Raw genomic sequence first — 21,509 nt, forward strand, 5'->3', positions numbered from 1 at the left:
CCCTGTGCGGGCCCGACCACACCCCGGCGGCTAAATTTACACGATCATGCCGACGCGGTAGATTCATCCGGTCTGCGTATTTCGTCGGGAGAGGACAACCTGAAAGGCACCCACGCTCGGGTGAAGGGTTACTCAAATGAATTATTGGATTGCTGCTTTCGCCGTCGCCCTGGTCGTGGTCATCGGCGCTGCCGCCGGCCCGCTCGGTGCCGCGGTTTCCGTGATCGCCTTCGCCGCCACCCTGTTCCTGCTGTGGGCCCACAAGCTGGGCTTCCTCAACGCATGGACGCGGTTCGGCCTGGATCGCTTCGCGGCGCCCTTCCTGGAGGGTGACAACTACGATCGGCTGTCGCTGATCGCCTCGGACGGCGAGAAGCTCGCCAAGGCCTGCACGGTCGCGGTGGTGCTGATCGCCCTGTCGCTGCTGCTGCCCGCCTACCAGGTCGGCATCCTGGTGGCCGGCGTCGGCGCCTGGTACCTCTACCAGATCCGCCGCGCCAACGCCCCGGCCAAGGCCGCGCCGGCGACGCTCGAGCTTCCGGCCGCCAAGGGTGGGGCCTTCAAGCCCGCCGAGGCCCGCACCGAGACGCGCGTCAACTGAGACGACCGATCGGGAGGCGGCGCCGCGCGCGTCGTCTCCCGTTCGCCCTGCCCCCGACCGTCGCGCTCTTGCTCACGCGACGCCGCCGCCGGCCTCACGGCGGAGGTGAGGAGTGGTTCGCCGCGTCGCCGGCGCCGATCGTCTCAGACCCTCCCTCCGATCCAAACGATCGCGGTTACGCTGCGCTGCCTCGGCGAAGGCATCGTGTCCCGGGCGCGGCGCGAAGCGTCGCGAACCGGGACCCAGGGGCGATCAAGCGCGGCGGTCGAAGAACCTCTTTCTCCATGCGGCCCGTCGTGCCGCGCCTGAGCCCCGGCTCTGCGGCGCAACAGGCCTGCGGCCTGCTGCGCCTTGTCCAAGGCACGAGGCTGCGTCCTCAGATCCCGCATAATCCGACCCGATCACTCGACCGCGGCCGGCTTGGGCGCGAAGAACGGGAACGGTCCCGGCGCGCGCTGCACATAGGCCTGGTGGGTGACGAGGCCGGTGCCCTCGATCCACTTGTGCAGCAGGAAGGCCGGCGGCTCGAGCACGAAGTCGGAGGCCGCGTCCGGCGTCAGCGTCAGCGTCACCTGATGGGCGACCGAGGGCGCGATCTGGCAGATCGTGCCGGCCCAGCGCACCGCGACCGGCCGGTGATGATGCCCGGTGATCACGCGCTCGACCTGCGGGTTCGCCTCGACGATCGCGGCGAAGTGCTCGGCCCCGTCGAGCAGGCGGATGCGGTCCATGTGGCCGATGCCGCAGACGAAGGGCGGATGGTGGACGGCGACGATCGTGGGCACCTCGGGCGCGGCGCCGAGCGCGTCGGCCAGGAACGTGAGCGACTCGGGCTCCAGCCGGCCGGCGCCGTGGCCCTCCCACAGGCTGTCGAGCCCGACGATCCGCACCGGTCGGGTCTCGATCACGAAGTCGAGCCGCCCCTCCGCCGGCAGGTAGCCCTTCGGCCCCAAGGCCGCCCGCAGGGTGGCGCGGCGGTCGTGATTGCCCGCGATGCAATAGACCGGCATCGGCAGCCGGTCGAACAGGCCCGCGAGGAACGCGTACTCTTCCGGCAGCCCGGCGTCGGTGAGATCGCCCGTGACGATCACGAGGTCGGGCGCCGGCTGCAGCCGGGCGAGGGCGTGGACGGCCTGTTCGGCATAGGCGTTCGTCTCGGAGACGCCGTAGGCGAGCACGCCGGCGGGCCGGACGTGAAGGTCGGAAATCTGGGCGATCAGCATGCGTCGGGGCTCGGGGTCGTGACAGGGTCGGTGTCGGGAAACACGTGTAGGCGGGCCGGGTCGATGGTGAGCGCGACCGAGTCGCCGACGGCCACCCGCCATGATGCCGGAACATCGGCCTCGACGACATGGCCGGCGACGTCGAGGCTCAGCCGGCGATGCGCGCCGAAGAAGGTCGCGGCGGTGACGCGCGCCGGAATCGTGTCGGTCCCGGCCGGGCCGAGCGTGACGGCCTCGGGTCGGAAATGCACCACCTCGGCGGTCGCGCCGGGCACCAGCCGGCCGGGCAGCCGGTTCATGGTGCCGACGAAGCGTGCGACGAAGGCGTCCGCCGGACGCTCGTAGATCGCCTCGGGCGCGTCGCGTTGGACGATGCGGCCATCGCGCATCACGGCGATGCGGTCGCCGATCGCCATCGCCTCGGCTTGGTCGTGAGTCACGTGAATGGCCGTGATGGCGAAGCGCCGCAGCAGCGCCGCGAGCTCGATCCGCAGCCTCTCCCGCAAGGCCGCGTCGAGCGCCGACAGCGGCTCGTCGAGCAGCAGAATCTTCGGGCGGATCGCGATGGCGCGGGCGAGCGCGACACGCTGGCGCTGACCGCCCGAGATACGGTCGACCGGCCGGTCCGCGAGCTGCTCGAGCCCGACCATCTCCAGAAGGCGCGCCACCTCGGCGTCGCGCACGGCGCGCGGCTCGCCCCGCACCTTCAGGCCGTAGCCGACATTCTCGGCGACCGTCATGTTGGGAAACAGCGCGTAGGACTGGAACACCATGCCGACGCGGCGGCGCTCGATCGGCGTCGCCGTCACGTCGATGCCGTCGAACAGCACGGCGCCGCCCGGATCGGGCGCTGCGAGCCCGGCGACGAGTCGCAAGAGCGTCGTCTTCCCGCAGCCCGAGGGGCCGAGCAGGACGAGGATCTCGCCGGCCGGCAGGTCGAGATCGGTCGGGGCGAGCGCAACCACGCCGCCCGGAAACGTCTTTCCGGCACGGCGCACCGACAGCGTCGCGCCGTGCGCCGCGCCCTCTCCTGCCGTCACGGCCGGACCTCCTTCCGCCCGCCGAGTCGCGCCAAAAACTGCATGGCGATCAGGAGCGGCACGATCATCAGGAAGAACACGAGTGTGTAGGCCGAGGCGATCTCCAGCCGCATCGAGGCGTAGGAGTCGGCGAGCCCCACCGGCAGCGTCTTGGTCAAGGGCGTGTGCAGCATCCATGTGAGATTGAACTCTCCGATCGAGAGGGTGACGACGGTGAGGGCGCCGGCGAGAATTCCGGGTCGTGCGTTGGGCAGCATCACATCGACGAAGCGCCGCCATGGCGAGGCGCCGAGCGAGGCGGCGCCCTCGTCGAGGAGCCGCCAGTCGATCGACTGCAGCACCGCCATCACGGAGCGCAGCATGAAGGGCAGCGTGTAGAGCACGTGGCCGACCACGATGAAGGCGGAGGAGCCGCGGAATTCGCGCACGCCCCCGTAGGTGATGATCAGGGCGAGCGCGAGCGCCAGCCCGGGGATCGCCAGCGGCAGCGTGACGATCTCCTCGACGATGCGGGCGAGCCTGCCGCCGCGCCGCACCAGCGCATAGGCGGCCGGCACACCGATCAGCAACGTGACGATGAGCGTCGCGAGCGCGATCACGACGGACCGGAGAATGGTGTCGGCATAGAGCCGCCAGACTTCGAAAATCCAGTCGAGCGTCAGGCCCTCGGAGAGACCGCGTGCATAGGAGACCGAGACGCCGGCCAACATCGAGACGATCGCCGGCACGACGAGAAAGCCGGCGACCAGCACGGTGACGAATCCGGCGGCGAGCGTGGTGATCCGCATGGCTCAGCCCGCCGCCGCGACGTTGCCGGTGGCGTTGCGCGCGATCGCGAGCGCGCCCCACGTGACGAGGCCGAGCGCGATCGACAGCGCCGCCGCGATGGCGACGTTCCCGCCGAGCGTGAACTCGGTGTAGATCACCATGGGCAGCACGTCGATGCGGGTGGCGAGCGTGAACGCCGTGCCGAAGGCGCCCATCGCGGTCGCGAAGCACAGCGCACCGGCGGCCGTGAGGGCCGGGGCCAGCGCCGGCAGCACGACGTCGCGCTGGATACGCCACGGCCCGGCGCCGAGCGAGCGCGCCGCCTCGACGAGCGACGGATCGAGCTTCTCGACCGCCGCCATCACGGTGAGGATGACGCGCGGGATCGAGAAGTAGAGATAGCCGACCAGCAGCCCGGTCAGCGAGTAGGCGAAGACGATGCGGCTGCCCCCTAGAACCTCGGACGCCTGCCCGACGAGGCCGAGCCGGCCGCCGAGCAGGATCACCATGAAGCCGACGACGACGCCCGGGAACGCGAGCGGAAAGGTGAGCATGGCGACGAGCAGATCACGTCCGGGGAAGCGCCGCACCGCCAGGAACTGCGCCGCGACGGTGGCGATCGCCAGCGTGAGAACCGTGGTCGCCGCCGCGACCATCAGGGTCGAGATCATGGTGGCGCGATAGCGCGGCTCGGTGAGCACGGCGAGATAGGCGCCCCACCCGAGCTTGCCCGAGCCCGCGACCGGCACCAGCGCGGCCATCGGCACGAGCAGGAACGCCAGCACGAACACGCCGGCGGGAAGCAGGAGGAGGATCTCGAAGCGGCGGGGCATTCGGGCTTTCGGCGGTGCATTGGATGGGACGGATTGGACCGCAGCATTAGCGACGGGCACGTGTCACCTCTCCCCAGCGGGGAGAGGTCGGACTTCGCGCCGAAGGCGCGAGGTCCGGGTGAGGGGGTGCCGAGGCCAGACAATTCGCGCCGTAAACCCTCACCCCGCGCGCGAGCTGCGCTCGCGCCCGACCCTCTTGTCGCGCAAGAGCGCGACCCTCAGGGAGAGGGTCACGCCGCGTCCGCGGCTGGCGCTGGACTCACCGCACCTCGGCGAGGTAGCGGTCGGAAAACGTCTTCTGGATCTTCTCGGCGGCGCCCCAGTCGATGTCCTTGACGCGGTCGTAGTCGGTCTTGGGCAGGAACTTGGCCGCCACCTCGGCCGGCATCTCGATCGGGCGCGCCGGACGCAGATAGGCGTTGGTCCAGACGAGCTGGCCCTTGTCGGAGAGCAGATAGTCGAGCACGCGCTTCGCCTCGGCGGCGTGCGGCGCGCCCTTCACCAGCGTCATCACATAGGGGAACGACACCGAGCCCTCGCACGGGATGACGAAGGCGAACTTGCCCTTCTCGGTGTACTTCGCCCGGTAGGCGTTGAAGTCGTAGTCGAACAGGATCGGGATCTCGCCCGAGACGACGCGCGCATAGGACGTCTGCTGCGGCACGATCGGATCGTTCTTGGCGAGCTCCTTGAAGAAGGCGAGTCCCGGCTCGACGTTCTCCAGCGTGCCGCCGAGCGCCAGGTTGACCGCGATGGCACCGACATAGCCGACCGCCGCCGAGGTCGGGTTCAGATAGCCGACGAGACCCTTGTAATCGGGCTTCTTCAGATCGGCCCAGCAGGCCGGCACGGGCTTGCCCCGCAGCGCGTCGACGTTGACGAACAGACCCAGCGTGCCCTGATGCACGGTCCACCAGTGACCGTCCTTGTCCTTCAGGCCGTCGGGAATCTTGTCGAACAGCGCCGGCTGATAGGCCTCGGTCACGCCCTCGGCCTTCGCCTTGATGCCGAACGTGATGCCGTAATAGGCCATGTCGGCGACGGGGCTCGCGCGCTCGGCGAGGATCTGCGACAGCGCCTGGCCGGAGTTCTTGTTGTCGTGCGGCATGGTGATGCCGAGGTCTTGATGGACCGCCTTCAGCATCGCGGCCCAGTCGGCCCATTGCGGCGGGCAGTTGTAGCAGATCGCGGTGCCGCCCTGCTGCGCCTGTGCGGCCGGCACGCCGGGCAGGAGCGGGGTGGCGAGCAGCGTCGCGGCGGCGAGGCCGAGAACAATCCGGCGGGTCGTCATGAGGGTCTCCGTGGGTGACTCAGCGGGGAGCGTTCTGGGCGTCGGCGAGCGTGCCGCCCGGGCGAAACAGATGCGGCAGCGACACGACGCGGGCCGCCGTGGCGGCGTTGCCGGCGACGAGGTCGAGCAGCATGGCGGCGGCGGCGGCGCCCATGGCGCGGGCCGGCCATTCGATGGTGGCGAGCGCCGGCGCGATCAGCCGGCCGATGGCAATGCCGTCGAAGCCGGCGACCGACACGTCCTCCGGCACCGAAAGCCGGAGGCGGCACAGCGCCGCGACGACGCCGATCGCCAGCAGATCGTTGGAGGCGACGATGGCGGTCGGCCGCGACTGTGCCATCAGCTCGGAGAGGTCGATGCGGTCCGGCCCGTCGATGAAGTCGATCTCGACCGGCGGCGCGACCGGCAGCCCGGCGGCGGCGAGCACGTCGCACACGCCCTCGTAACGTGCTCGCGCCCGGTCCGACGCGGCGAAACGCCCGGCGACGAACGAGATGCGGCGATGGCCGTGGCGGATCAGCGCCGCGGCGATCTCGCGCCCGGCGCCGCGATTGTCGACCGTCACGACGGCGTCGCCCGCCGCGCCCGCCTCGTTGAACAAGAGCACGGTCGGGATGCCGGCCGCCGCGGCGCGGACCCTCGCCTCGCTCGCCGCCGGATCGCAGACGGTGAGCACCAGGCCGGCGGGACGCTCGGCGATCAGCGGCGCGATCGCCTCGACCTCGCGGCCCGGCTCGTAGTCGGACTGCGCGATCAGCACCGCATGGCCGGCGCGGCGCGCCGTCTCCTGGAGACCTGCGAGGCAGTCGGCGAACACCGGATTGGTGACGCTCGGCACCAGCACCCCGATGGTGCGGCTGCGCTTGAGCACCAGGCTGCGGCCGACCTCGCTCGGCCGGAAGTCGAGCTCGGCGACGGCGGCCGCGATGCGCCGGCGCAGCGCCGCGCTCACCGGGCCGGAGTCGTTGACGACACGGCTCACGCTGGCGATCGAGCAGCGCGCCTTTCTGGCGACGTCCTTGATGGTCGTCGCGCGCCGCGGCGCGTCGTCGCTTGTCTCAGGAGTGTCGCAGAGCGCGGAGGGGTCCATGAGCGGCCGTGCGCCGAGGCTGGTGTAAACGTTTTCACCAGCACCCTAGCGAGGCTGCATGACAGCGGCGCGACAGGCGGTCGGGGGCGCGGTGCAACGTCGGGGCGACGCCGGTCACTCGGCTTCACAGGGGATGGGGCAAGGCTCGAAGCTCTCCTCGTCGTGCTCCGCACGGGCGAGGTTTTGCAGCACGCTCCGTCGTCCCGGGGCGGCGCGAAGCGCCGAGCCCGGGACCCATACGCCCTGTCTTCGTGAGTCACCGACACCGGGCGTATGGATCCCGGGCTCGCGAACCTTAAGGTTCGCGCCCCGGGATGACCGAGTCATCCAGAGCCGTTGCCTGCGTGGACAACGACCATCGAGAGTCTGTGCCCTGGCACTCGTCTCGGCGCCGATGCGCTCAGTCCCAGGCGTGCAGAAGATAGGCCCGGACGAAATCGAGGACGCCGGGGCCGAGATCGTCCGGGCCGTGCGCGGCGACGATGGCGGACAACTCGGGATCCACCTCGGACGCGATATGGGCACGCGCCGTCGCGCACAGCGCGGCCGTGGTCGTGTGCGCCTCGAGCAGGCGGATGACGGCGAGCAGCCGCCCGGCCTTCACGATCGCCCACGGACCGGCCGTGTAGGCATCAGCACCGATGCCGGTCTCTTCGAAAATCTCGCGCACGACGCTGCCGGCGAAGTCGACGATGCCGCCGCGGGCATCGCTCGGATCCGGCGTGCCGCAGGGGAAGTAGACCTGGCCCTGGTTCGCCGTGCCGGCCGCCATCTCGCCGAGCAGGAAGCCGCCGTCGGTGCCGCGCAGCGCGCCCATGGCGAAGGCGTTGGTCACGGTCGGGTCCGGCCAGCCCCAGTCGCGCCACGCCATGAAGCTCGCATAGTCGGTCTCGAACAGGCGCGCCCGCAGCGTGCCGCCGTCGACGGTCCAGTCGCGCATCAGCAGCACGCGGCCGTTCCAGACATGCGGCAGGTGGCGCCGGAGCGCGTCGAAATGGGCGTCGATCTCGGCCCGCCGCGCGGCAGCGAACGGCCAGTCGAACGGCTCCAGGCGGAGGTCGAGGGCGTCGATCGGAATCACGTCGAGGTCGTTCACGGAATCTGGTCCTGAAACGCCTTCGCCATGACCGCCCTCGCCCGCTCGCTCGAGATCAGACGAGCAGCCGCCCCTCGCTCATCACCACGGCGTCGCCGCCGATGGCTGCGCTGACGAGCGCGCCGCCTCGCAACACCAGCGACAACGTGATCAGGCTCGGCCGGCCCATCTCGAAACCCTGCTCGATCACCAGCGTGTGTGTCCCATCGCCGAGCCCGCCGTGGCGGGCGACGGCGCCGGCGAAGGCCGCGACCGCGGCGCCGGTCGCCGGGTCCTCGGCGATGCCGAGGCTCGGGGCGAACATGCGGGCATGGAAGGCGTGGCCGGGCACGGCGGTCTCGCGGCTGAACACGAATGCGGCCGGATGCCCCTGCGTCCCGAAGGCGGCCGCCCAGTGCCGCATGTCGGGCGTCGCGCGGGCGACCGCGTCGCGGCTCGCGAGCGGCACCAGCGTGAAGGCGACGCCGGCCGACCAGTCCTCCGCGACGAAATTCCCGAAGCCGATCTCGCCCGCGGCGAGGCCGAGCGCCGCTGCGATCGTCCCGGGATCCCGCGCGGCCGCCACCGGCTCGGGCAGCCGCGGCAGGTCGAAGCGCGCCGTCCCGCGGTCGGCGTCGCGCGGCGTTACCGTGCAACGCACCGGGCCGACGCCCTCCTCCACCACGATCTCGCGCAGCCCGATGCCGCCGTCGAGCCGGCCGAGCAGCACCGCGGTGCCGACCGTCGGATGCCCGGCGAAGGGCAGCTCGCGGGCCGGCGTGAAGATGCGCAGCCGGGCGCGATGACCGGGATCGTCCGGCGGCAGCACGAACACGGTCTCGGACAGCGCGAACTCCTTCGCGATCGCCTGCATGGCGGCGGTGTCGAGCCCCTCGGCGTCGAGCACCACGGCGAGCGGGTTGCCGGCGAACTTTTCGGCCGTGAACACGTCGAGCGTGACGAAGCGGCGCGCCATCGTGATCACACCGGCTCGGCCGTGAAGACGCGCGACGGCGTCACGAACTCGTCCTGCGCCGCGACGGTGAGGATCTCGCGCGAGCCCGCCGCGACGGTGCGCTTCAGCAGGCCGAAGATCGACGAGCCGGCGCGCGAGAGCGCCTCGGCAGTCGAGCCGGTCGACATGAAGTGGAAGAAGAACAGCGCCGCGATGGCGTCGCCCGCGCCGTTGATCGCGATGTCGAGCTTCTCGGTGCGCAGGCGGAAGCGTCCGTCCGGCCCGGAGGCCAAGAGATCGATCGCGTCGGCCGGCGTCTCGTTCGTGTGCAGCGACGTCACTAGGATCACCTTCGGCCCGAGCAGATGGACGATCTCGATCGCCTTCACGGCGTCGGCGAGCGTGCCGGTCGTGCGGTCGGCGAGATATTCCAGCTCGAACTGGTTGGGCGTGATGATGTCGGCGGCCGGCACGGCGCGCGCCCGCATGAACTCCGGAATGCCGGGCCGCACGAAGACGCCGCGGCCGACGTCGCCGATCACCGGGTCGCAGCAGTAGCGCGCCTTCGGGTTGGCGGCCCGCACCTTGCCGACCGCGTCGAGGATCGCCTCGCCGATGTCGGCGCCGCCCATGTAGCCGGACAACACGCCGTCGCACAGCGGCAGCGCGCCGCGCTCGGCGATGCCTTCCAGGAGTTCGCCGATCAGGCCGCCGTCGAAGACGCGGCCCTTCCAGGCGCCGTAGCCGGTGTGGTTGGAGAACTGCACCGTGTGGATCGGCCACACCTCGCAGCCGAGCCGCTGCAGCGGGAACACGGCAGAGGCGTTGCCGACATGGCCGTAGGCGACGTGCGACTGGATCGACAGGATGTTCATGGGCATGGCATCGGCGGGAGTGCGTCGGAGCGGAGCCGAACCCCTAGCGCGTGGCGCCCGGCGGCGCAAATCCCGGCGGCGCCCTCACGCGCGCTTGCGGGTCGGCACCATCAGGATGGCGAGGCCGACGAGCACGAGGGCCATGCCGGCGAGGCGCAGCGGGCCGAAGGTCTCGCCGAAAACGAGGCTCGAGGCGATCGCGCCGATGAACGGCACCAGCAGCGCGAACGGCGCGACGGTGGCGACGCCGTAGCGGCGCAGCAGCGCGCCCCACGCCGCGAACGCGATCGTGGTGCCGGCGAAGGCGAGGTAGAGCACCGCGACCCAGGCGATCCACGGCGCCGCGACGAGGCTCTGCCCGATCGCCGCCGGTCCTTCGAGGGCGAGCGCGAGCGCGAGGCACGGCAGCGGCGGCACCAGGCTGAGCCACGACATCAGCGCCACCATGTCGTTCTGCCCGGCCTTGCGCAGCAAGAGATTGCCGACCGCGAAGCTGAGCGGCGAGCCGAGCATCAGCAGAAGCGCCCACACGTCGAACTCCTGCCCCACCGTGCCACCGATGCAGGCGAGGCCGGCGGCCGCGACGACGAGCGACACGGTCTGCCGGCCAGTCGGATACTGGTGGTAGATCGCGGCGGCGAGCGCCACCGTGAACATCGACTGGGTCTGCAGGATCACGGCGGCGAGGCCGGGCGGCACGCCGTGCGTGATGCCGAGGAACAGGAACATGAACTGGCCGACGAACAGCGTCAGCCCGATGGCGACCGTCGCGGACAGGGCGATCCGCGGGCGCGGCACCACCAGGAGCGGCAGCGCCGAGGTCGCGAAGCGCAGCGTCGTGAGAACGAGCGGCGAGAAGCTGTCGAGCCCGAGCTTGGTGAAGACGAAGGCGACGCCCCAGATGCCGGCGACGAGAAGCGCCAGCAGCGTGTGCGGCAAGGTGAGACGGGGGGCGTACATTGCGGGGCGTGCCGTCCGGCGTGCGGTCCGGGCGCTGGCGCCCGGCCGCGTGGGGGTGCTCCGGCCGCGGGCCGCAGCCCCTCCACCCGGACGCCGCGCGCGTCGGCACGCGCGGCAGCCCCGGTCTCCTCCGAGCGGGCGGCGAGGTCAAGCCCATCGGTCGAAACACGAACCGCCGCCTCGTCATGGCCGGGCTCGTCCCGGCCATCCACGACCTTCGCTGTCCGATCGACAGTAAGACGTGGATGCCCGCGACAAGCGCGGGCATGACGAGTCAGAGACTCGTCGGCTCACATCGTGCCGGCGGCCTTCTTCACGAAGCGGTCGTCGAAGGTGCGCTTGAGGTCGATCTTGGCGCTCTTCATCTCGTCGTCGAACTGCACCAGCATGTCGAGGGCGTTCTGCATGCCCTTCTCCGGGATGATGCCGGTGGTCGAGTACATCGGCTTCGACGCCGTGAAGGCCGCCATGTAGAGGCCGCGGTCGCCGAGGTGGTACTCCTCCGGCACCGTCTTGGCGACGTCCTCGGGGGTCGCGGTCTTGAGCCATTGCAGCGTCTTGTAGAACGCGTTGACGATGCGCTGGGTGGTCTCCGGGTTCTTCTCGATGAAGTCGGCCTTGAGATAGACGACCGCGGCCGGGTTGTTGCCGCCGAGCAGCTTCTCGTTGTCGGCCTCGGTGCGGCTGTCGGCCATCACCACCACGTCGCCGTCCTGCACCAGCTTGGTGATGACGGGATCGAGATTGGAGATGGCGTCGAGCTCGCCCTTCTTCATCGCGGCGACCGCCGACATGCCGGCGCCGACCCCGATGATCGAGACATCGGTCGACTTCAGGCCGTCCTTGGCGATCAACGCGTTCAGGAAGAAGTTGGTCGACGAGCCCGGCGCCGTGACGCCGATCTTCATGCCCTTCAGGTCCTTGAACGACTTCACCTGCGCCGCCTTGTCCTTGCGGACCGCGAGCACGATGCCGGGGAAGCGGCCGAGCTCGGCGACGGCGCGGATCTCCTGGCCCTTCGCCTGCATCCGGATCGTGTGCTCGTAGGCGCCGGTGACGACGTCGGCCGAGCCGCCGATCAGCGACTGCAGCGACTTGGCGCCGCCGCCGAAGTCCGTGATCGTCACGTCGAGGCCCTGCTCCTTGAAGTAGCCGAGCTTCTCGGCGAGCGTGAGGGGCAGGTAGTAGAGGAGGTTCTTGCCGCCGACACCGAGCACCAGCTTCGGCTTCTCGGGCGCCGGCGCGCTCTGCGCGGCGGCCGGCGACAGCGGAGCGGCGAGCGCGGCGAGCACCGCCGCAGCGGCGACGGCCAGGGTCTTCAGCCTCATGCAGTCCTCCCGTGGACATTCGGCGGGCACGTGGGTCCCCGGACCCTTGGCGAGCCCTTGTTGATCTTCGTCGATATCGGGCGGCGGCGCGGGATTCAACCGGAATCAAAGAGGCTGCCATGTCGTTGTCGGGCGGCGGCGCGCGCCGGTTCCCTCTCCCCGCCGCGCGCTCGCCGCGCAGAGGCGAGTCGGGTGAGGGGGCGCTTCCGCACACCGAGACTTCGAGACTCGCGGAGACGCCCCCTCACCCGACGTCCGCGCTGATCGCGCGAGCGTCGACCTCTCCCCGCGCGCGGGGAGAGGTGAAGCGCGTCGCAGACACGTGGCGTCACACACGAAAAAGGGCCGCCTCACGGCGACCCTTCGCAAAATTCAGGTCCAGGCGAGCCCGCGGACGGGTCCGCTCAGTTCTTGCTCTTGTCGACCATGGCGCGTTCTTTGATCCACGGCATCATCTCGCGCAGCTTGGCGCCGACCTGCTCGATCTGATGCTTGGCATTGTTGGCGCGGATCGCCTTGAACGAGGCCTGGTTGACCTTGTTCTCGAGCATCCAGTCCTTCACGAAGGCGCCCGACTGGATGTCGGCCAGCACCTTCTTCATCTCGGCCTTGGTCTCGGCCGTGATCAGGCGCGGGCCCGACTTGTACTCGCCGTACTCGGCCGTGTTGGAGATCGAGTAGTTCATGTTGGCGATGCCGCCCTCGTAGATGAGGTCGACGATCAGCTTGAGCTCGTGGACGCACTCGAAATAGGCCATCTCGGGCGCGTAGCCGGCCTCGACCAGCGTCTCGAAGCCGGCCTTCATCAGCTCCACGGCGCCGCCGCACAGCACCGCCTGCTCACCGAACAGATCGGTCTCGCACTCTTCCTGGAACGTGGTCTCGATGATGCCGGCGCGGCCGCCGCCGATCGCCGAGGCGTAGGAGAGGCCGATATCGTGGGCGTTGCCCGACGGATCCTGGTGGATGGCGAGCAGGCACGGCACGCCGGCGCCGCGCGCGTACTCGGCCCGCACCGTGTGGCCGGGGCCCTTCGGCGCCACCATCAGGACGTCGACGTCCTTCTTCGGGTCGATCAGGTTGAAGTGGACGTTGAGGCCGTGCGCGAACATCAGCGCGGCGCCCGAACGGATGTTGGGCGCGATCTCGGCCGCGTAGATGTCGGCCTGCAGCTCGTCCGGCGTCAGCATCATCATCACGTCGGCCCACTTGGCGGCCTCGGCGACCGTCATCACCGGCAGGCCCATGGCCTCGGCCTTCTTGGCGCTGGCGGAGCCCGGGCGCAAGGCGACGGCGACGTTCTTCACGCCGGAGTCGCGCAGGTTGAGCGCATGGGCGTGGCCCTGGCTGCCGAAGCCGACGATCGCGACCTTCTTGGTCTTGATCAGATTGAGATCGGCGTCGCGATCGTAATAGACACGCATGGGAATTCCCCTTCTCGGCGGGCCGGCCGCCCTGGTCGTTGCGGGTCCGGCAGGCCCCGAGAACCGGGCTGCCGTGGGTGGGTTCTTAAGAGGTACGCGGGACCGGGACAAGCCCGACAACCGCGGAAGTCCTATGCCGTTCCGTCCTGAATTCTCACGGCGACGGGCCGGGCGCGATCGGGACACTGTCGAGCCCGAGCAGTGCGACCAGCACGCCGCGGACGTCGAGCAGGACGCTGTCGGGCACGTGCTCGATGACGCCGAACATGCGGTGCTCGCGGGAGACGCTGCGGATCTGATCGACCAGCACGACGCCTCGGGTTTGCAGCCCTTCGGGGAGCGGGACGTTGAAGCTCCACGGCTTCGTCCGCGACGAGATCGGGCAGACGATGCTGCGTCGCGATATCTCGTGATAGGCACGATCGCTCAGCACGAGCGCCGGCCGGCGGCCGGCCTGCTCGGTTCCGAGCACCGGGTCGAGCTCGACCCAGGCGATGTCACCGCTTTCGGGGAGCATTGTTTCTGGTCAGATCCTCGAACGTGATCTCGCCGCGCGAATACTCGTCCTCGGGCAGAATCTCCTCCCCGCGGTCCGGCCCCCAGTCGACGGTCGGCGGCTCGTTCTCGGGGCCGAGCCGCTTCGCCTCGGCGACGAGGTCGGCGAGCCGATAGCGCGTGTATCCGACCCGCGTGGTCGCCGGCTTCAGCCGCAGCTCGCGCCCCTCGACCACCACGTCGACCTCGCTGCCCTCGGTGAGGCCCGCGGCCTCGGCGGCCGCCTTCGGCAGCCGCACCCCGAGGCTGTTGCCCCATTTCGAGACCTTGACCTTCATGGCATCCTCTTCGGATACACAATGTATATCCGAACCGGCAAGACGTCCACGGCTGGCGCCGCCTGACGCCTCTCCCCGCGGGGAGAGGGAAGCATCGAGCCGGCGCGCCGGTGAGCGCGCCGCCGCCTCACATCCCTTCCGGGCCCCGCGCGATGGCGACGACGCCGGTGCGGGAGACCTCGACCAGTCCGAGCGGCAGCATCAGGCTGACGAACTGGTCGATCTTCTCGGCCCCGCCCGTGATCTCGAACACGAAGCTCTCGATCGTCGCGTCGATGACGCGCGCCTTGAAGGCGTCGGCGAGGCGCAGCGCCTCGACCCGGTGATCGCCCTTGCCGCGCACCTTGACCATGGCGAGCTCGCGCTCGATCGAGCGGGCCGACACGGTCATGTCGACGACCCGGTGCACCGGCACCATGCGGTCGAGCTGGTTCTTGATCTGCTCGATCACCATCGGCGTGCCGCGCGTCACCACGGTGATGCGCGACAGGTGCTTCTGGTGCTCGGTCTCGGACACCGTCAGGCTCTCGATGTTGTAGCCGCGACCCGAGAACAGGCCGATGACGCGGGCGAGCACGCCCGGCTCGTTGTCAACGATGACGGCGAGCGTGTGGGTCTCGATCGCCTGCGCCACGTGGGCGGACGGATAGTGCGAGGTGCTGCCGGAGGTCGGCGTGATGGCGTTCATGATGAGAAAATTCCCTGCCCCGAATGACATCCACCCCGCTCCGCCGGAGCGGGGTGCGTGATGATCAGGTCTCAGACCAGCATCTTGCCTTCCTCGGTGATCGCCTCGTCGAGCTTTTCGGCGGCGTCACCCAGAAGCATCTCGTTGTGGGCGCGACCCGACGGGATCATCGGGAAGCAGTTCTCCGACGGATCGACCACGCAGTCGAAGATCACCGGCTTGTCGACCGCGATCATCTCCTTGATGGCGGCGTCGAGATCGCCCGGCTTCTCGCAGCGCATGCCGACGCCGTGATAGGCCTCGGCGAGCTTGACGAAGTCGGGCAGCGCCTCCGAGTAGCTCTGCGAGTAGCGGCCGCCGTGCAGCAGCTCCTGCCACTGCCGGACCATCCCCATGTAGTGGTTGTTGAGGATGAAGATCTTGATCGGCAGCCGGTACTGCACCGCGGTCGACATCTCCTGCATGGTCATCAGCACCGACGCCTCGCCGGCGATGTCGACGACGAGCGCGCCCGGATGGGCGAGCTGCACGCCGACCGCGGCCGGGATGCCGTAGCCCATGGTGCCGAGGCCGCCGGAGGTCATCCAGCGGTTCGGCTCCTCGAAGCCGTAGAACTGCGCGGCCCACATCTGATGCTGGCCGACCTCGGTGGTGATGTAGGTGTCGCGGTCCTTGGTCAGCTCGTAGAGCCGCTGGATCGCGTATTGCGGCTTGATCACCTCGGTCGAAGCCTTGTAGGCGAGGCTCTTGCGGGCCCGCCAGCCCTCGATCCGCTTCCACCAGGTCTTGTGCGCGGCGCCGTGGGCGTCGCCCGGCTGCGCCGTCCACAGCCGCAGCATCTCCTCCAGAACTTCGGTGCAGTCGCCGAGGATCGGCACGTCGACCTTGACGTTCTTGTTGATCGACGACGGGTCGATGTCGACATGGATTTTTCGCGACCCGGGCGCGAAGGCGTCGAGCCGGCCGGTGATGCGGTCGTCGAAGCGCGCCCCGATGCAGATCATCAGGTCGCACTCGTGCATCGTCAGGTTGGCCTCGTAGGTGCCGTGCATGCCGAGCATGCCGAGCCACTGCGGATCGGACGCCGGATAGGCGCCGAGCCCCATCAGGGTCGAGGTGATCGGGAAGCCGGTGACGCGGACCAGCTGGCGCAGCAGCTCGGTCGCCTTGCGGCCCGAGTTGATGACGCCGCCGCCCGTGTAGAACACCGGCCGCCGCGCGGTGCGCATCAGCGCCACCGCCTCCTCGATGCGGCGCGGATCGGGCTTCGGCTTCGGCGCGTAGCCGCGATGCGCGAACGCCTTCGGCCGCGAGTAGGTGCCGGTGGCGAACTGGATGTCCTTCGGCACGTCGATGACGACCGGGCCGGGTCGGCCGCTCGCCGCGATGTGGAACGCCTCGTGCAGGACCCGCGGCAGCTCCTCGATGCTCTTCACCAGGGTGTTGTACTTGGTGCAGGGCCGGGTGATGCCGACCGTGTCGCACTCCTGGAAGGCGTCGTTGCCGATCAGATGGGTCGGCACCTGGCCCGTGATGCAGACGATCGGGATCGAGTCGCACAGCGCGTCGGCGAGGCCCGTGACGGCGTTGGTGGCGCCGGGGCCCGAGGTGACGAGCACGCAGCCGACCTTGCCGGTCGAGCGCGCATAGCCCTCGGCCGCGTGCACGGCGCCCTGCTCGTGGCGCACCAGCACGTGGCGCACCTTGTCCTGGTGGAACAGCGCGTCGTAGATCGGCAGCACCGCGCCGCCCGGATAGCCGAAGATGTGCTCGACCCCCTGGTCGATCAGCGCCTGGATGATCATCTCGGCGCCGGTCATCTCCTTGGTCATGGCTTTCTCCGCCTCGTGTCTCGCCTCGGCCGTCATCGGCCGGTCTTTCGGGACAAACTGTGGTTCGGGTTCGGTAAGGGGTTCTTGGACGTGCTTCAGGAATGAAAAAAGGGCCGCCAGGGCCCTTGTGTGCAGCACGCCATCCCGGCCGGATCGTTCAGGACGATCCCCGGATGGCGCGCCCGCCTACGATGAGCAGCGAAACAATATTGCGCATGATCGATCTCTTCGCGTCTAAAGTTGCCGGCCTTATAGAGGAGGCCCCTTTCGGGGTCAAGGACGTAACACCGCAAATCCGCGCTTCGTATGACGATTTCGAGTGCGCCCCGCGGCGCCGACTGCGGGCGGTCTCGCTCCGGCGTTCGTGATCGGCCGTGATCGCCTGCGGCGGCGCGTCGGGCTTGCCGGCGCGGCCGCCGGCCGTCAGGGTCGTTTCCACCCCCGAGGTTCTGCATGCCCTTTCTGCGTGAACGCAACGGCCGCTGGTCGGCCCCGAAGATCGTCGCCTTCGTCCTCGTCTGGCTACCCGCCGTTTGGCTCGCCTGGCTCACCGCCACGGGCGGGCTCGGGCCGCGGCCGTTCAACGAGGCGATCCACCAGACCGGCTCGTGGGCGGTGCGCTTCCTCCTGCTGTCGCTCGCCGTGACGCCGGCCCGGCGCGTCTTCTCGGCCCCGAAGTTGATCCTGACCCGGCGGACCATCGGCGTGGCGGCCTTCGCCTATGCGGCCCTGCACCTGACCCTGTACTGCTTCGACCAGAAGCTCGACGCGGTGAAGATCGCCAGCGAGATCGCGCTGCGCGTCTATCTCACCATCGGCTTCGTGGCGTTCCTCGGCCTGACCGCGCTGGCGATCACCTCCACGGACGGCATGGTGCGCCGGCTCGGCGGCCCGCGCTGGGCGGCCCTGCACCGCCTCGCCTATCCGATCGCGATGCTGGCGATCCTGCACTTCCTCATGCAGACCAAGCTCGACATCACCGAGTCGATCATGATGGCGGGCTTTTTGGCGTGGCTGCTGCTGTACCGCGTCGCCTACCGCACTGCCGGCGACCTCGGCCCGCTGCGCCTCGGACTGCTCGCGATCGCCGCCGCGATCATGACCGCGCTCGGCGAGGCGGCGTGGTACGGCGTCACCACGGGGGTCGACCCGACCCTGGTGCTCACCGCCAATCTCGACGTCGCCTTCGGCCTGCGCCCGGCCGCCTGGGTGCTCGTCGTCGGCCTCGCCATCGCGATCCTGGCGGCGCTGCGCGCCATTATTCCGGTCGGCAAGATACCGTCGGGAAAGCCGCTGCGCGGCGCAACAGATCGTCGCGCGCCGCTTCCGGCGCGAGCCACGGCCAGTCCGGGAGCTGGTGGCGGAACCAGGTGAACTGGCGCTTGGCATAGTGGCGGGTGTCCGCCTGCCCCTTCTCGATCGCCGCCTCGCGCGACAGGGTACCGGAGAGATAAGCGAGCAGGCCCGGCACGCCATGCGCCCGCATGGCCGGCAGCAGCGGGTCGAGCTGCCTCGCCCCGAGCGCCCGGACCTCCTCCAGGGCGCCCTCCTCCATCATGCGGACGAAGCGCGCGTCGATGCGGGCGTAGAGGGCGGCGCGGTCCGGCGCCAGGAAGGCGGTCAGCACCCGGGCCGGGTCGAGCAGCGGCGGATCGGTCTCGCCGTGCCAGGCCGACAACGGCCGGCCGGTCGCCAGCAGCACCTCGAGGGCGCGGGCGACCCGCAGCCGGTCGCGTGGCTGCAGGCGCCCCGCCTCGCCGGCATCGTGTTCGGCGAGTGCCGCGTGAAGTCCCTCCGGCCCGAGCCTTTCCAATTTTTCGCGGACCAGATCACGGACGTCCGACGGCACTGGCGGCACCCGTGACAGACCTCTGGTCAGCGCCTTGAAGTAGAGCCCGGTGCCGCCGCAGAAGATCGGCAGGCGCCCCGCCGCCCGCACGTCGGCGAGCACGGTCCGCGCATCGCGCAGATAGTGGCCGACGGAGAAATTCACCGCGGCGTCGACATGGCCGTAGAGGCGATGCGGCACGCGCGCCTCCTCGTCCGGGGTGGGGCGCGCCGTGATGATGCGCAGATCGCCATAGACCTGCATCGAGTCGGCATTGATGACCACGCCGCCGAGCGTTTCGGCCAACGCCAGGGCGAGCGCCGACTTGCCGCTCGCGGTCGGTCCGGCGATCAGGATGGCGTCGAGGGCGGGCATGGTGTCGCGCAAAGAACCGGGTCGGGAGCCGCCGGGGCGGCGGGCCGCCCCCTTACCACAGGCCGGCCCGTCACGCTGCCGCCGCACACAGCGAAAAGTCTTCCACCGGACCCGGCCGGTCGCGACACGGCGGCGCGGCCGGAACGGCCGCTCGGGCCGCCGAGTTGAGGTCGGCCACCGCCGCCACGAACAGGAGCCCCCGATGCGACCGCGATCGACCGCGACCGCCCTCCTCGCCCTGAGCCTACTCAGCGGCGGGGCCCAGGCACAGTCCCAGGGCACGGCGGAGCGCCGGATCGACAGCCGCTCCGGGCCGCTGCTGGTGCGCACCGTCGCGGGCGGGCTCGACCACCCGTCTGGTCACCGAGCGGGCCGGACGGCTGCGCATGGTGGCACGCGACGGCACCGTCTCGCCGCCCCTGAAGGGCGTGCCGGCCGTGTTCGCCCAGAGCCAGGGCGGCCTGCACGACGTCGCCCTCGACCCGGACTTCGCGAACAACCGCACCGTCTACATCACCTATGCGGAGCCAGGCGACGGCGGCGGCGCCGGGGCCGCGGTGGCGCGTGCCCGGCTCGGCGACGGCGCGCTCGAGGACGTGCGGGTGATCTTCCGCCAGCTCCCGAAGGTCTCGGGCGGCAACCATTTCGGCTCGCGCATCGCCTTCCGGCGCGACGGCACGCTGTTCGTGACGCTCGGTGAGCGCTTCAAGTTCGATCCCGCCCAGGATCTCGGCACCCATCTCGGCAAGGTGGTGCGGATTCGCCCCGACGGCTCGGTGCCGGACGACAACCCCTTCGTGAACCAGAAGAACGTCCGCCCGGAGATCTGGTCCTACGGCCACCGCAACCCGCTCGGCGGCGCCATCCACCCCGACACCGGCGTCCTGTGGACGACCGAGATGGGGCCGCGCGGCGGCGACGAGCTGAACATCCCGCAGGCTGGCAAGAACTACGGCTGGCCGCTGGTGAGCTGGGGCACGCATTACGACGGCCGCCCGATCCCGAACCCGCCGACCCGGCCGGAGTTCGCCGACGCGGTCCGCCACTGGACGCCGGTGATCTCGCCCTCCGGCATGACCTTCTACACGGGCGACCGCATCCCCGGCTGGCGCGGCAGCCTCTTGATCAGCGGCCTGACCGCGCGCGGCCTCGTCCGCCTCACGCTCGACGGCGAGGCCGTGGCGGCCGAGGAGCGCATCCCGCTCGGCACCCGCATCCGCAACGTCCGGCAGGGCCTCGACGGCGAGGTCCTGGTCACCACCGACGAGGACGACGGCCGCATCCTGCGGATTACCCCGGCCGAGTGAATCGGCCCCGCCCGGACCGCTGCGCGGCGGCACAGCGCACAACGCACCCGTCGTCCCGACATAGACCGTCGGCGCGACGTCGCCCCTCACGGTGAATCGACCCTCATGGTGAGGAGCGGCCGCAGGCCGCGTCTCGAACCATGTGGCCGTCGCAGAGGCCGTTTCTCCGACCACCTTCGCGATGGTGAAAACGTTTTCACCACGGTCCGGGGACCGACTGGCGTCCACCTCCGCAGGGCGGGGCGATGTCACGGGACGGTGCCGGGCCTCCCGGCAGCGCTGTCGTGCCGCATCCTCGTTCGGCGTGAATGCTGAGACTTTTCGGCGCGGCGTCGCGTCCAGAACGGGCCGCCGCAAGAAATTCAGAGGTAATACGGAACTGAGCCGGCGCGCCTGGATTGAATCCCCCGACCGCAAAACCGTCACGAGAATCGGGAATTGATGCGCGATAAAGAAGTCGGAATGCCGGAAGTCTGACGTCACCCGCGATGGAGACCACGATGGACCAGCATGCGTCTCTCGACCAGGCGGTCGAGACCGTCCCACCCCCGATCGTGCTGGCGCCCGGCGAGGCGCCGCCCAGCGTTCCGGACGACACCGGTCCGGCCCCCGGCGTCTTCACCATCGGGCAATGGGTGCCGACGCCGCTCCCGTCCCGCCGGGCCATCTCAGACGTCCCCGGCAGCGCCCCGCCAGCTGCCGGCGCAAGTGGTGCGGCCGTCGCCGTCGCGGCACGGACCGGCGCCGATCTGTTCCAGCAGAACACCGCCATGGCGCGGAACATGCTCGCGGTCGGCGCCGAGATGACGACGCACATGAACGCCTGCGCCCGCGCCCATCTCGACATGGTCGCGCGCTCGAATGCCGAGCTCCTCGGAGCGGCGCTGCGCGCCTCGACCGACTTTTCCGAGTGGACGCGGCGCTATCTCGATGTGTTGTCGGGCGATCGCATGACCGCCTTCATGCGCCATCGCACGCCCCAGCACCTCGCGCTTCTCCAGGCGGAGGCGTTCCACACCGGGATCGAGACGATGCTGGGCTGGGCGCGGGCCACCGCCGAGCGGGCCACCGCCGAGCGGGCCACCGCCGAGCGAGCGGCCACGAAAGCCGGCGCCGGCGACAGCCGACCCGGCACGGGCAGCGCCGCCGCCTGACCGACGCCGCGACGGCGCAAGGCACGACG

Annotated in this window: 20 protein-coding genes and 1 pseudogene; 4 read left to right on the forward strand and 17 right to left on the reverse strand. The window is 70.2% G+C overall.

Annotated elements, in window-relative coordinates:
- The first annotated feature begins 136 nt into the window (after positions 1-136).
- Positions 137-601, forward strand: coding sequence for a hypothetical protein (locus CCR97_RS12450; protein WP_111358500.1), 465 nt, complete (start codon positions 137-139; stop codon positions 599-601).
- 401 nt (positions 602-1,002) lie between these two features.
- Here the strand turns inward: CCR97_RS12450 and CCR97_RS12455 are convergent, their stop codons facing one another.
- From CCR97_RS12455 to CCR97_RS12530, 16 genes are all read right to left on the reverse strand, one after another.
- The gene (locus tag CCR97_RS12455) at positions 1,003-1,824 is read right to left on the reverse strand and encodes a phosphodiesterase (RefSeq protein WP_111358501.1); all 822 of its coding nucleotides are present in this window, start codon (positions 1,822-1,824) and stop codon (positions 1,003-1,005) included.
- The gene (locus CCR97_RS12460; RefSeq protein ID WP_111358502.1) at positions 1,818-2,864 is read right to left on the reverse strand and encodes an ABC transporter ATP-binding protein; all 1,047 of its coding nucleotides are present in this window, start codon (positions 2,862-2,864) and stop codon (positions 1,818-1,820) included. Before CCR97_RS12460 ends, CCR97_RS12455 begins: the two co-directional genes overlap by 7 nt.
- Entirely contained in the window at positions 2,861-3,652 is a 792-nt protein-coding gene (locus CCR97_RS12465) for an ABC transporter permease (RefSeq protein ID WP_111358503.1), read from the reverse strand. The genes CCR97_RS12460 and CCR97_RS12465 overlap by 4 nt, the downstream gene beginning before the upstream one ends.
- A 3-nt stretch (positions 3,653-3,655) precedes the next feature.
- The gene (locus CCR97_RS12470) at positions 3,656-4,465 is read right to left on the reverse strand and encodes an ABC transporter permease (protein WP_111358504.1); all 810 of its coding nucleotides are present in this window, start codon (positions 4,463-4,465) and stop codon (positions 3,656-3,658) included.
- A gap of 259 nt (positions 4,466-4,724) precedes the next feature.
- Positions 4,725-5,756 carry an ABC transporter substrate-binding protein gene (locus CCR97_RS12475; RefSeq protein WP_111360437.1) on the reverse strand — a complete coding sequence of 344 codons (1,032 nt, stop codon included), beginning with the start codon at positions 5,754-5,756 and terminating at the stop codon, positions 4,725-4,727.
- A gap of 19 nt (positions 5,757-5,775) precedes the next feature.
- Complete coding sequence (locus CCR97_RS12480) at positions 5,776-6,846, reverse strand: substrate-binding domain-containing protein (RefSeq protein ID WP_111360438.1); 1,071 nt, start codon at positions 6,844-6,846, stop codon at positions 5,776-5,778.
- A 400-nt stretch (positions 6,847-7,246) separates the two neighbouring features.
- Positions 7,247-7,942 (reverse strand): NUDIX hydrolase, encoded by a 696-nt coding sequence (locus CCR97_RS12485; RefSeq protein ID WP_111360022.1) that lies wholly within the window; start codon positions 7,940-7,942, stop codon positions 7,247-7,249.
- 55 nt (positions 7,943-7,997) lie between these two features.
- Positions 7,998-8,897 (reverse strand): PhzF family phenazine biosynthesis protein, encoded by a 900-nt coding sequence (locus tag CCR97_RS12490; RefSeq protein ID WP_111360023.1) that lies wholly within the window; start codon positions 8,895-8,897, stop codon positions 7,998-8,000.
- A gap of 5 nt (positions 8,898-8,902) precedes the next feature.
- Complete coding sequence (gene pdxY / locus CCR97_RS12495) at positions 8,903-9,751, reverse strand: pyridoxal kinase PdxY (protein ID WP_111360021.1); 849 nt, start codon at positions 9,749-9,751, stop codon at positions 8,903-8,905.
- A gap of 84 nt (positions 9,752-9,835) precedes the next feature.
- Positions 9,836-10,711 (reverse strand): EamA family transporter, encoded by an 876-nt coding sequence (locus CCR97_RS12500; protein ID WP_111360020.1) that lies wholly within the window; start codon positions 10,709-10,711, stop codon positions 9,836-9,838.
- A 290-nt stretch (positions 10,712-11,001) separates the two neighbouring features.
- A complete protein-coding gene (locus CCR97_RS12505) occupies positions 11,002-12,039 on the reverse strand; it encodes an ABC transporter substrate-binding protein (RefSeq protein WP_111360668.1) in 1,038 nt (345 codons plus the stop codon).
- Between the two features lie 404 nt (positions 12,040-12,443).
- A complete protein-coding gene (gene ilvC / locus CCR97_RS12510; RefSeq protein ID WP_111358369.1) occupies positions 12,444-13,463 on the reverse strand; it encodes a ketol-acid reductoisomerase in 1,020 nt (339 codons plus the stop codon).
- A gap of 154 nt (positions 13,464-13,617) precedes the next feature.
- Positions 13,618-13,980 (reverse strand): type II toxin-antitoxin system PemK/MazF family toxin, encoded by a 363-nt coding sequence (locus CCR97_RS12515; protein ID WP_111358368.1) that lies wholly within the window; start codon positions 13,978-13,980, stop codon positions 13,618-13,620.
- On the reverse strand, positions 13,961-14,296 hold the full coding sequence (locus tag CCR97_RS12520; RefSeq protein WP_111358367.1) for an AbrB/MazE/SpoVT family DNA-binding domain-containing protein: 336 nt from the start codon (positions 14,294-14,296) through the stop codon (positions 13,961-13,963). Before CCR97_RS12520 ends, CCR97_RS12515 begins: the two co-directional genes overlap by 20 nt.
- 127 nt (positions 14,297-14,423) lie before the next feature.
- Positions 14,424-14,984, reverse strand: coding sequence for an acetolactate synthase small subunit (gene ilvN, locus CCR97_RS12525; protein ID WP_111358366.1), 561 nt, complete (start codon positions 14,982-14,984; stop codon positions 14,424-14,426).
- 71 nt (positions 14,985-15,055) lie between these two features.
- The gene (locus tag CCR97_RS12530; protein WP_111358371.1) at positions 15,056-16,816 is read right to left on the reverse strand and encodes an acetolactate synthase 3 large subunit; all 1,761 of its coding nucleotides are present in this window, start codon (positions 16,814-16,816) and stop codon (positions 15,056-15,058) included.
- A gap of 453 nt (positions 16,817-17,269) precedes the next feature.
- Between CCR97_RS12530 and CCR97_RS12535 the strand changes: the two genes are divergently transcribed.
- The gene (locus tag CCR97_RS12535) at positions 17,270-18,190 is read left to right on the forward strand and encodes a protein-methionine-sulfoxide reductase heme-binding subunit MsrQ (protein WP_111358364.1); all 921 of its coding nucleotides are present in this window, start codon (positions 17,270-17,272) and stop codon (positions 18,188-18,190) included.
- Here CCR97_RS12535 and miaA read toward each other — a convergent pair.
- Positions 18,075-19,019, reverse strand: coding sequence for a tRNA (adenosine(37)-N6)-dimethylallyltransferase MiaA (gene miaA / locus CCR97_RS12540; protein WP_111358370.1), 945 nt, complete (start codon positions 19,017-19,019; stop codon positions 18,075-18,077). The genes CCR97_RS12535 and miaA overlap by 116 nt on opposite strands.
- A gap of 202 nt (positions 19,020-19,221) precedes the next feature.
- Between miaA and CCR97_RS12545 the strand changes: the two are divergent.
- A pseudogene (locus CCR97_RS12545) lies at positions 19,222-20,326 on the forward strand (PQQ-dependent sugar dehydrogenase).
- Positions 20,327-20,826: 500 nt separating this feature from the next.
- Positions 20,827-21,480: a hypothetical protein gene (locus CCR97_RS12550; protein WP_201159530.1), complete on the forward strand. Its 654-nt coding sequence runs from the start codon at positions 20,827-20,829 to the stop codon at positions 21,478-21,480.
- Positions 21,481-21,509 lie beyond the last annotated feature (29 nt).

It is taken from the genome of Rhodoplanes elegans (assembly GCF_016653355.1).
Classification (GTDB): domain Bacteria; phylum Pseudomonadota; class Alphaproteobacteria; order Rhizobiales; family Xanthobacteraceae; genus Rhodoplanes; species Rhodoplanes elegans.

Coding starts and splice junctions, on each gene's coding strand:
- CCR97_RS12450 (WP_111358500.1), top strand. CDS start 137: ATGAATTATTGGATTGCTGCTTTCGCCGTCGCCCTGGTCGTGGTCATC.
- CCR97_RS12455 (WP_111358501.1), bottom strand. CDS start 1,824: ATGCTGATCGCCCAGATTTCCGACCTTCACGTCCGGCCCGCCGGCGTG.
- CCR97_RS12465 (WP_111358503.1), bottom strand. CDS start 3,652: ATGCGGATCACCACGCTCGCCGCCGGATTCGTCACCGTGCTGGTCGCC.
- CCR97_RS12470 (WP_111358504.1), bottom strand. CDS start 4,465: ATGCCCCGCCGCTTCGAGATCCTCCTCCTGCTTCCCGCCGGCGTGTTC.
- CCR97_RS12475 (WP_111360437.1), bottom strand. CDS start 5,756: ATGACGACCCGCCGGATTGTTCTCGGCCTCGCCGCCGCGACGCTGCTC.
- CCR97_RS12480 (WP_111360438.1), bottom strand. CDS start 6,846: ATGGACCCCTCCGCGCTCTGCGACACTCCTGAGACAAGCGACGACGCG.
- CCR97_RS12490 (WP_111360023.1), bottom strand. CDS start 8,897: ATGGCGCGCCGCTTCGTCACGCTCGACGTGTTCACGGCCGAAAAGTTC.
- pdxY (WP_111360021.1), bottom strand. CDS start 9,751: ATGAACATCCTGTCGATCCAGTCGCACGTCGCCTACGGCCATGTCGGC.
- CCR97_RS12500 (WP_111360020.1), bottom strand. CDS start 10,711: ATGTACGCCCCCCGTCTCACCTTGCCGCACACGCTGCTGGCGCTTCTC.
- CCR97_RS12505 (WP_111360668.1), bottom strand. CDS start 12,039: ATGAGGCTGAAGACCCTGGCCGTCGCCGCTGCGGCGGTGCTCGCCGCG.
- ilvC (WP_111358369.1), bottom strand. CDS start 13,463: ATGCGTGTCTATTACGATCGCGACGCCGATCTCAATCTGATCAAGACC.
- CCR97_RS12515 (WP_111358368.1), bottom strand. CDS start 13,980: ATGCTCCCCGAAAGCGGTGACATCGCCTGGGTCGAGCTCGACCCGGTG.
- CCR97_RS12520 (WP_111358367.1), bottom strand. CDS start 14,296: ATGAAGGTCAAGGTCTCGAAATGGGGCAACAGCCTCGGGGTGCGGCTG.
- ilvN (WP_111358366.1), bottom strand. CDS start 14,984: ATGAACGCCATCACGCCGACCTCCGGCAGCACCTCGCACTATCCGTCC.
- CCR97_RS12530 (WP_111358371.1), bottom strand. CDS start 16,816: ATGACCAAGGAGATGACCGGCGCCGAGATGATCATCCAGGCGCTGATC.
- CCR97_RS12535 (WP_111358364.1), top strand. CDS start 17,270: ATGCCCTTTCTGCGTGAACGCAACGGCCGCTGGTCGGCCCCGAAGATC.
- miaA (WP_111358370.1), bottom strand. CDS start 19,019: ATGCCCGCCCTCGACGCCATCCTGATCGCCGGACCGACCGCGAGCGGC.
- CCR97_RS12550 (WP_201159530.1), top strand. CDS start 20,827: ATGGACCAGCATGCGTCTCTCGACCAGGCGGTCGAGACCGTCCCACCC.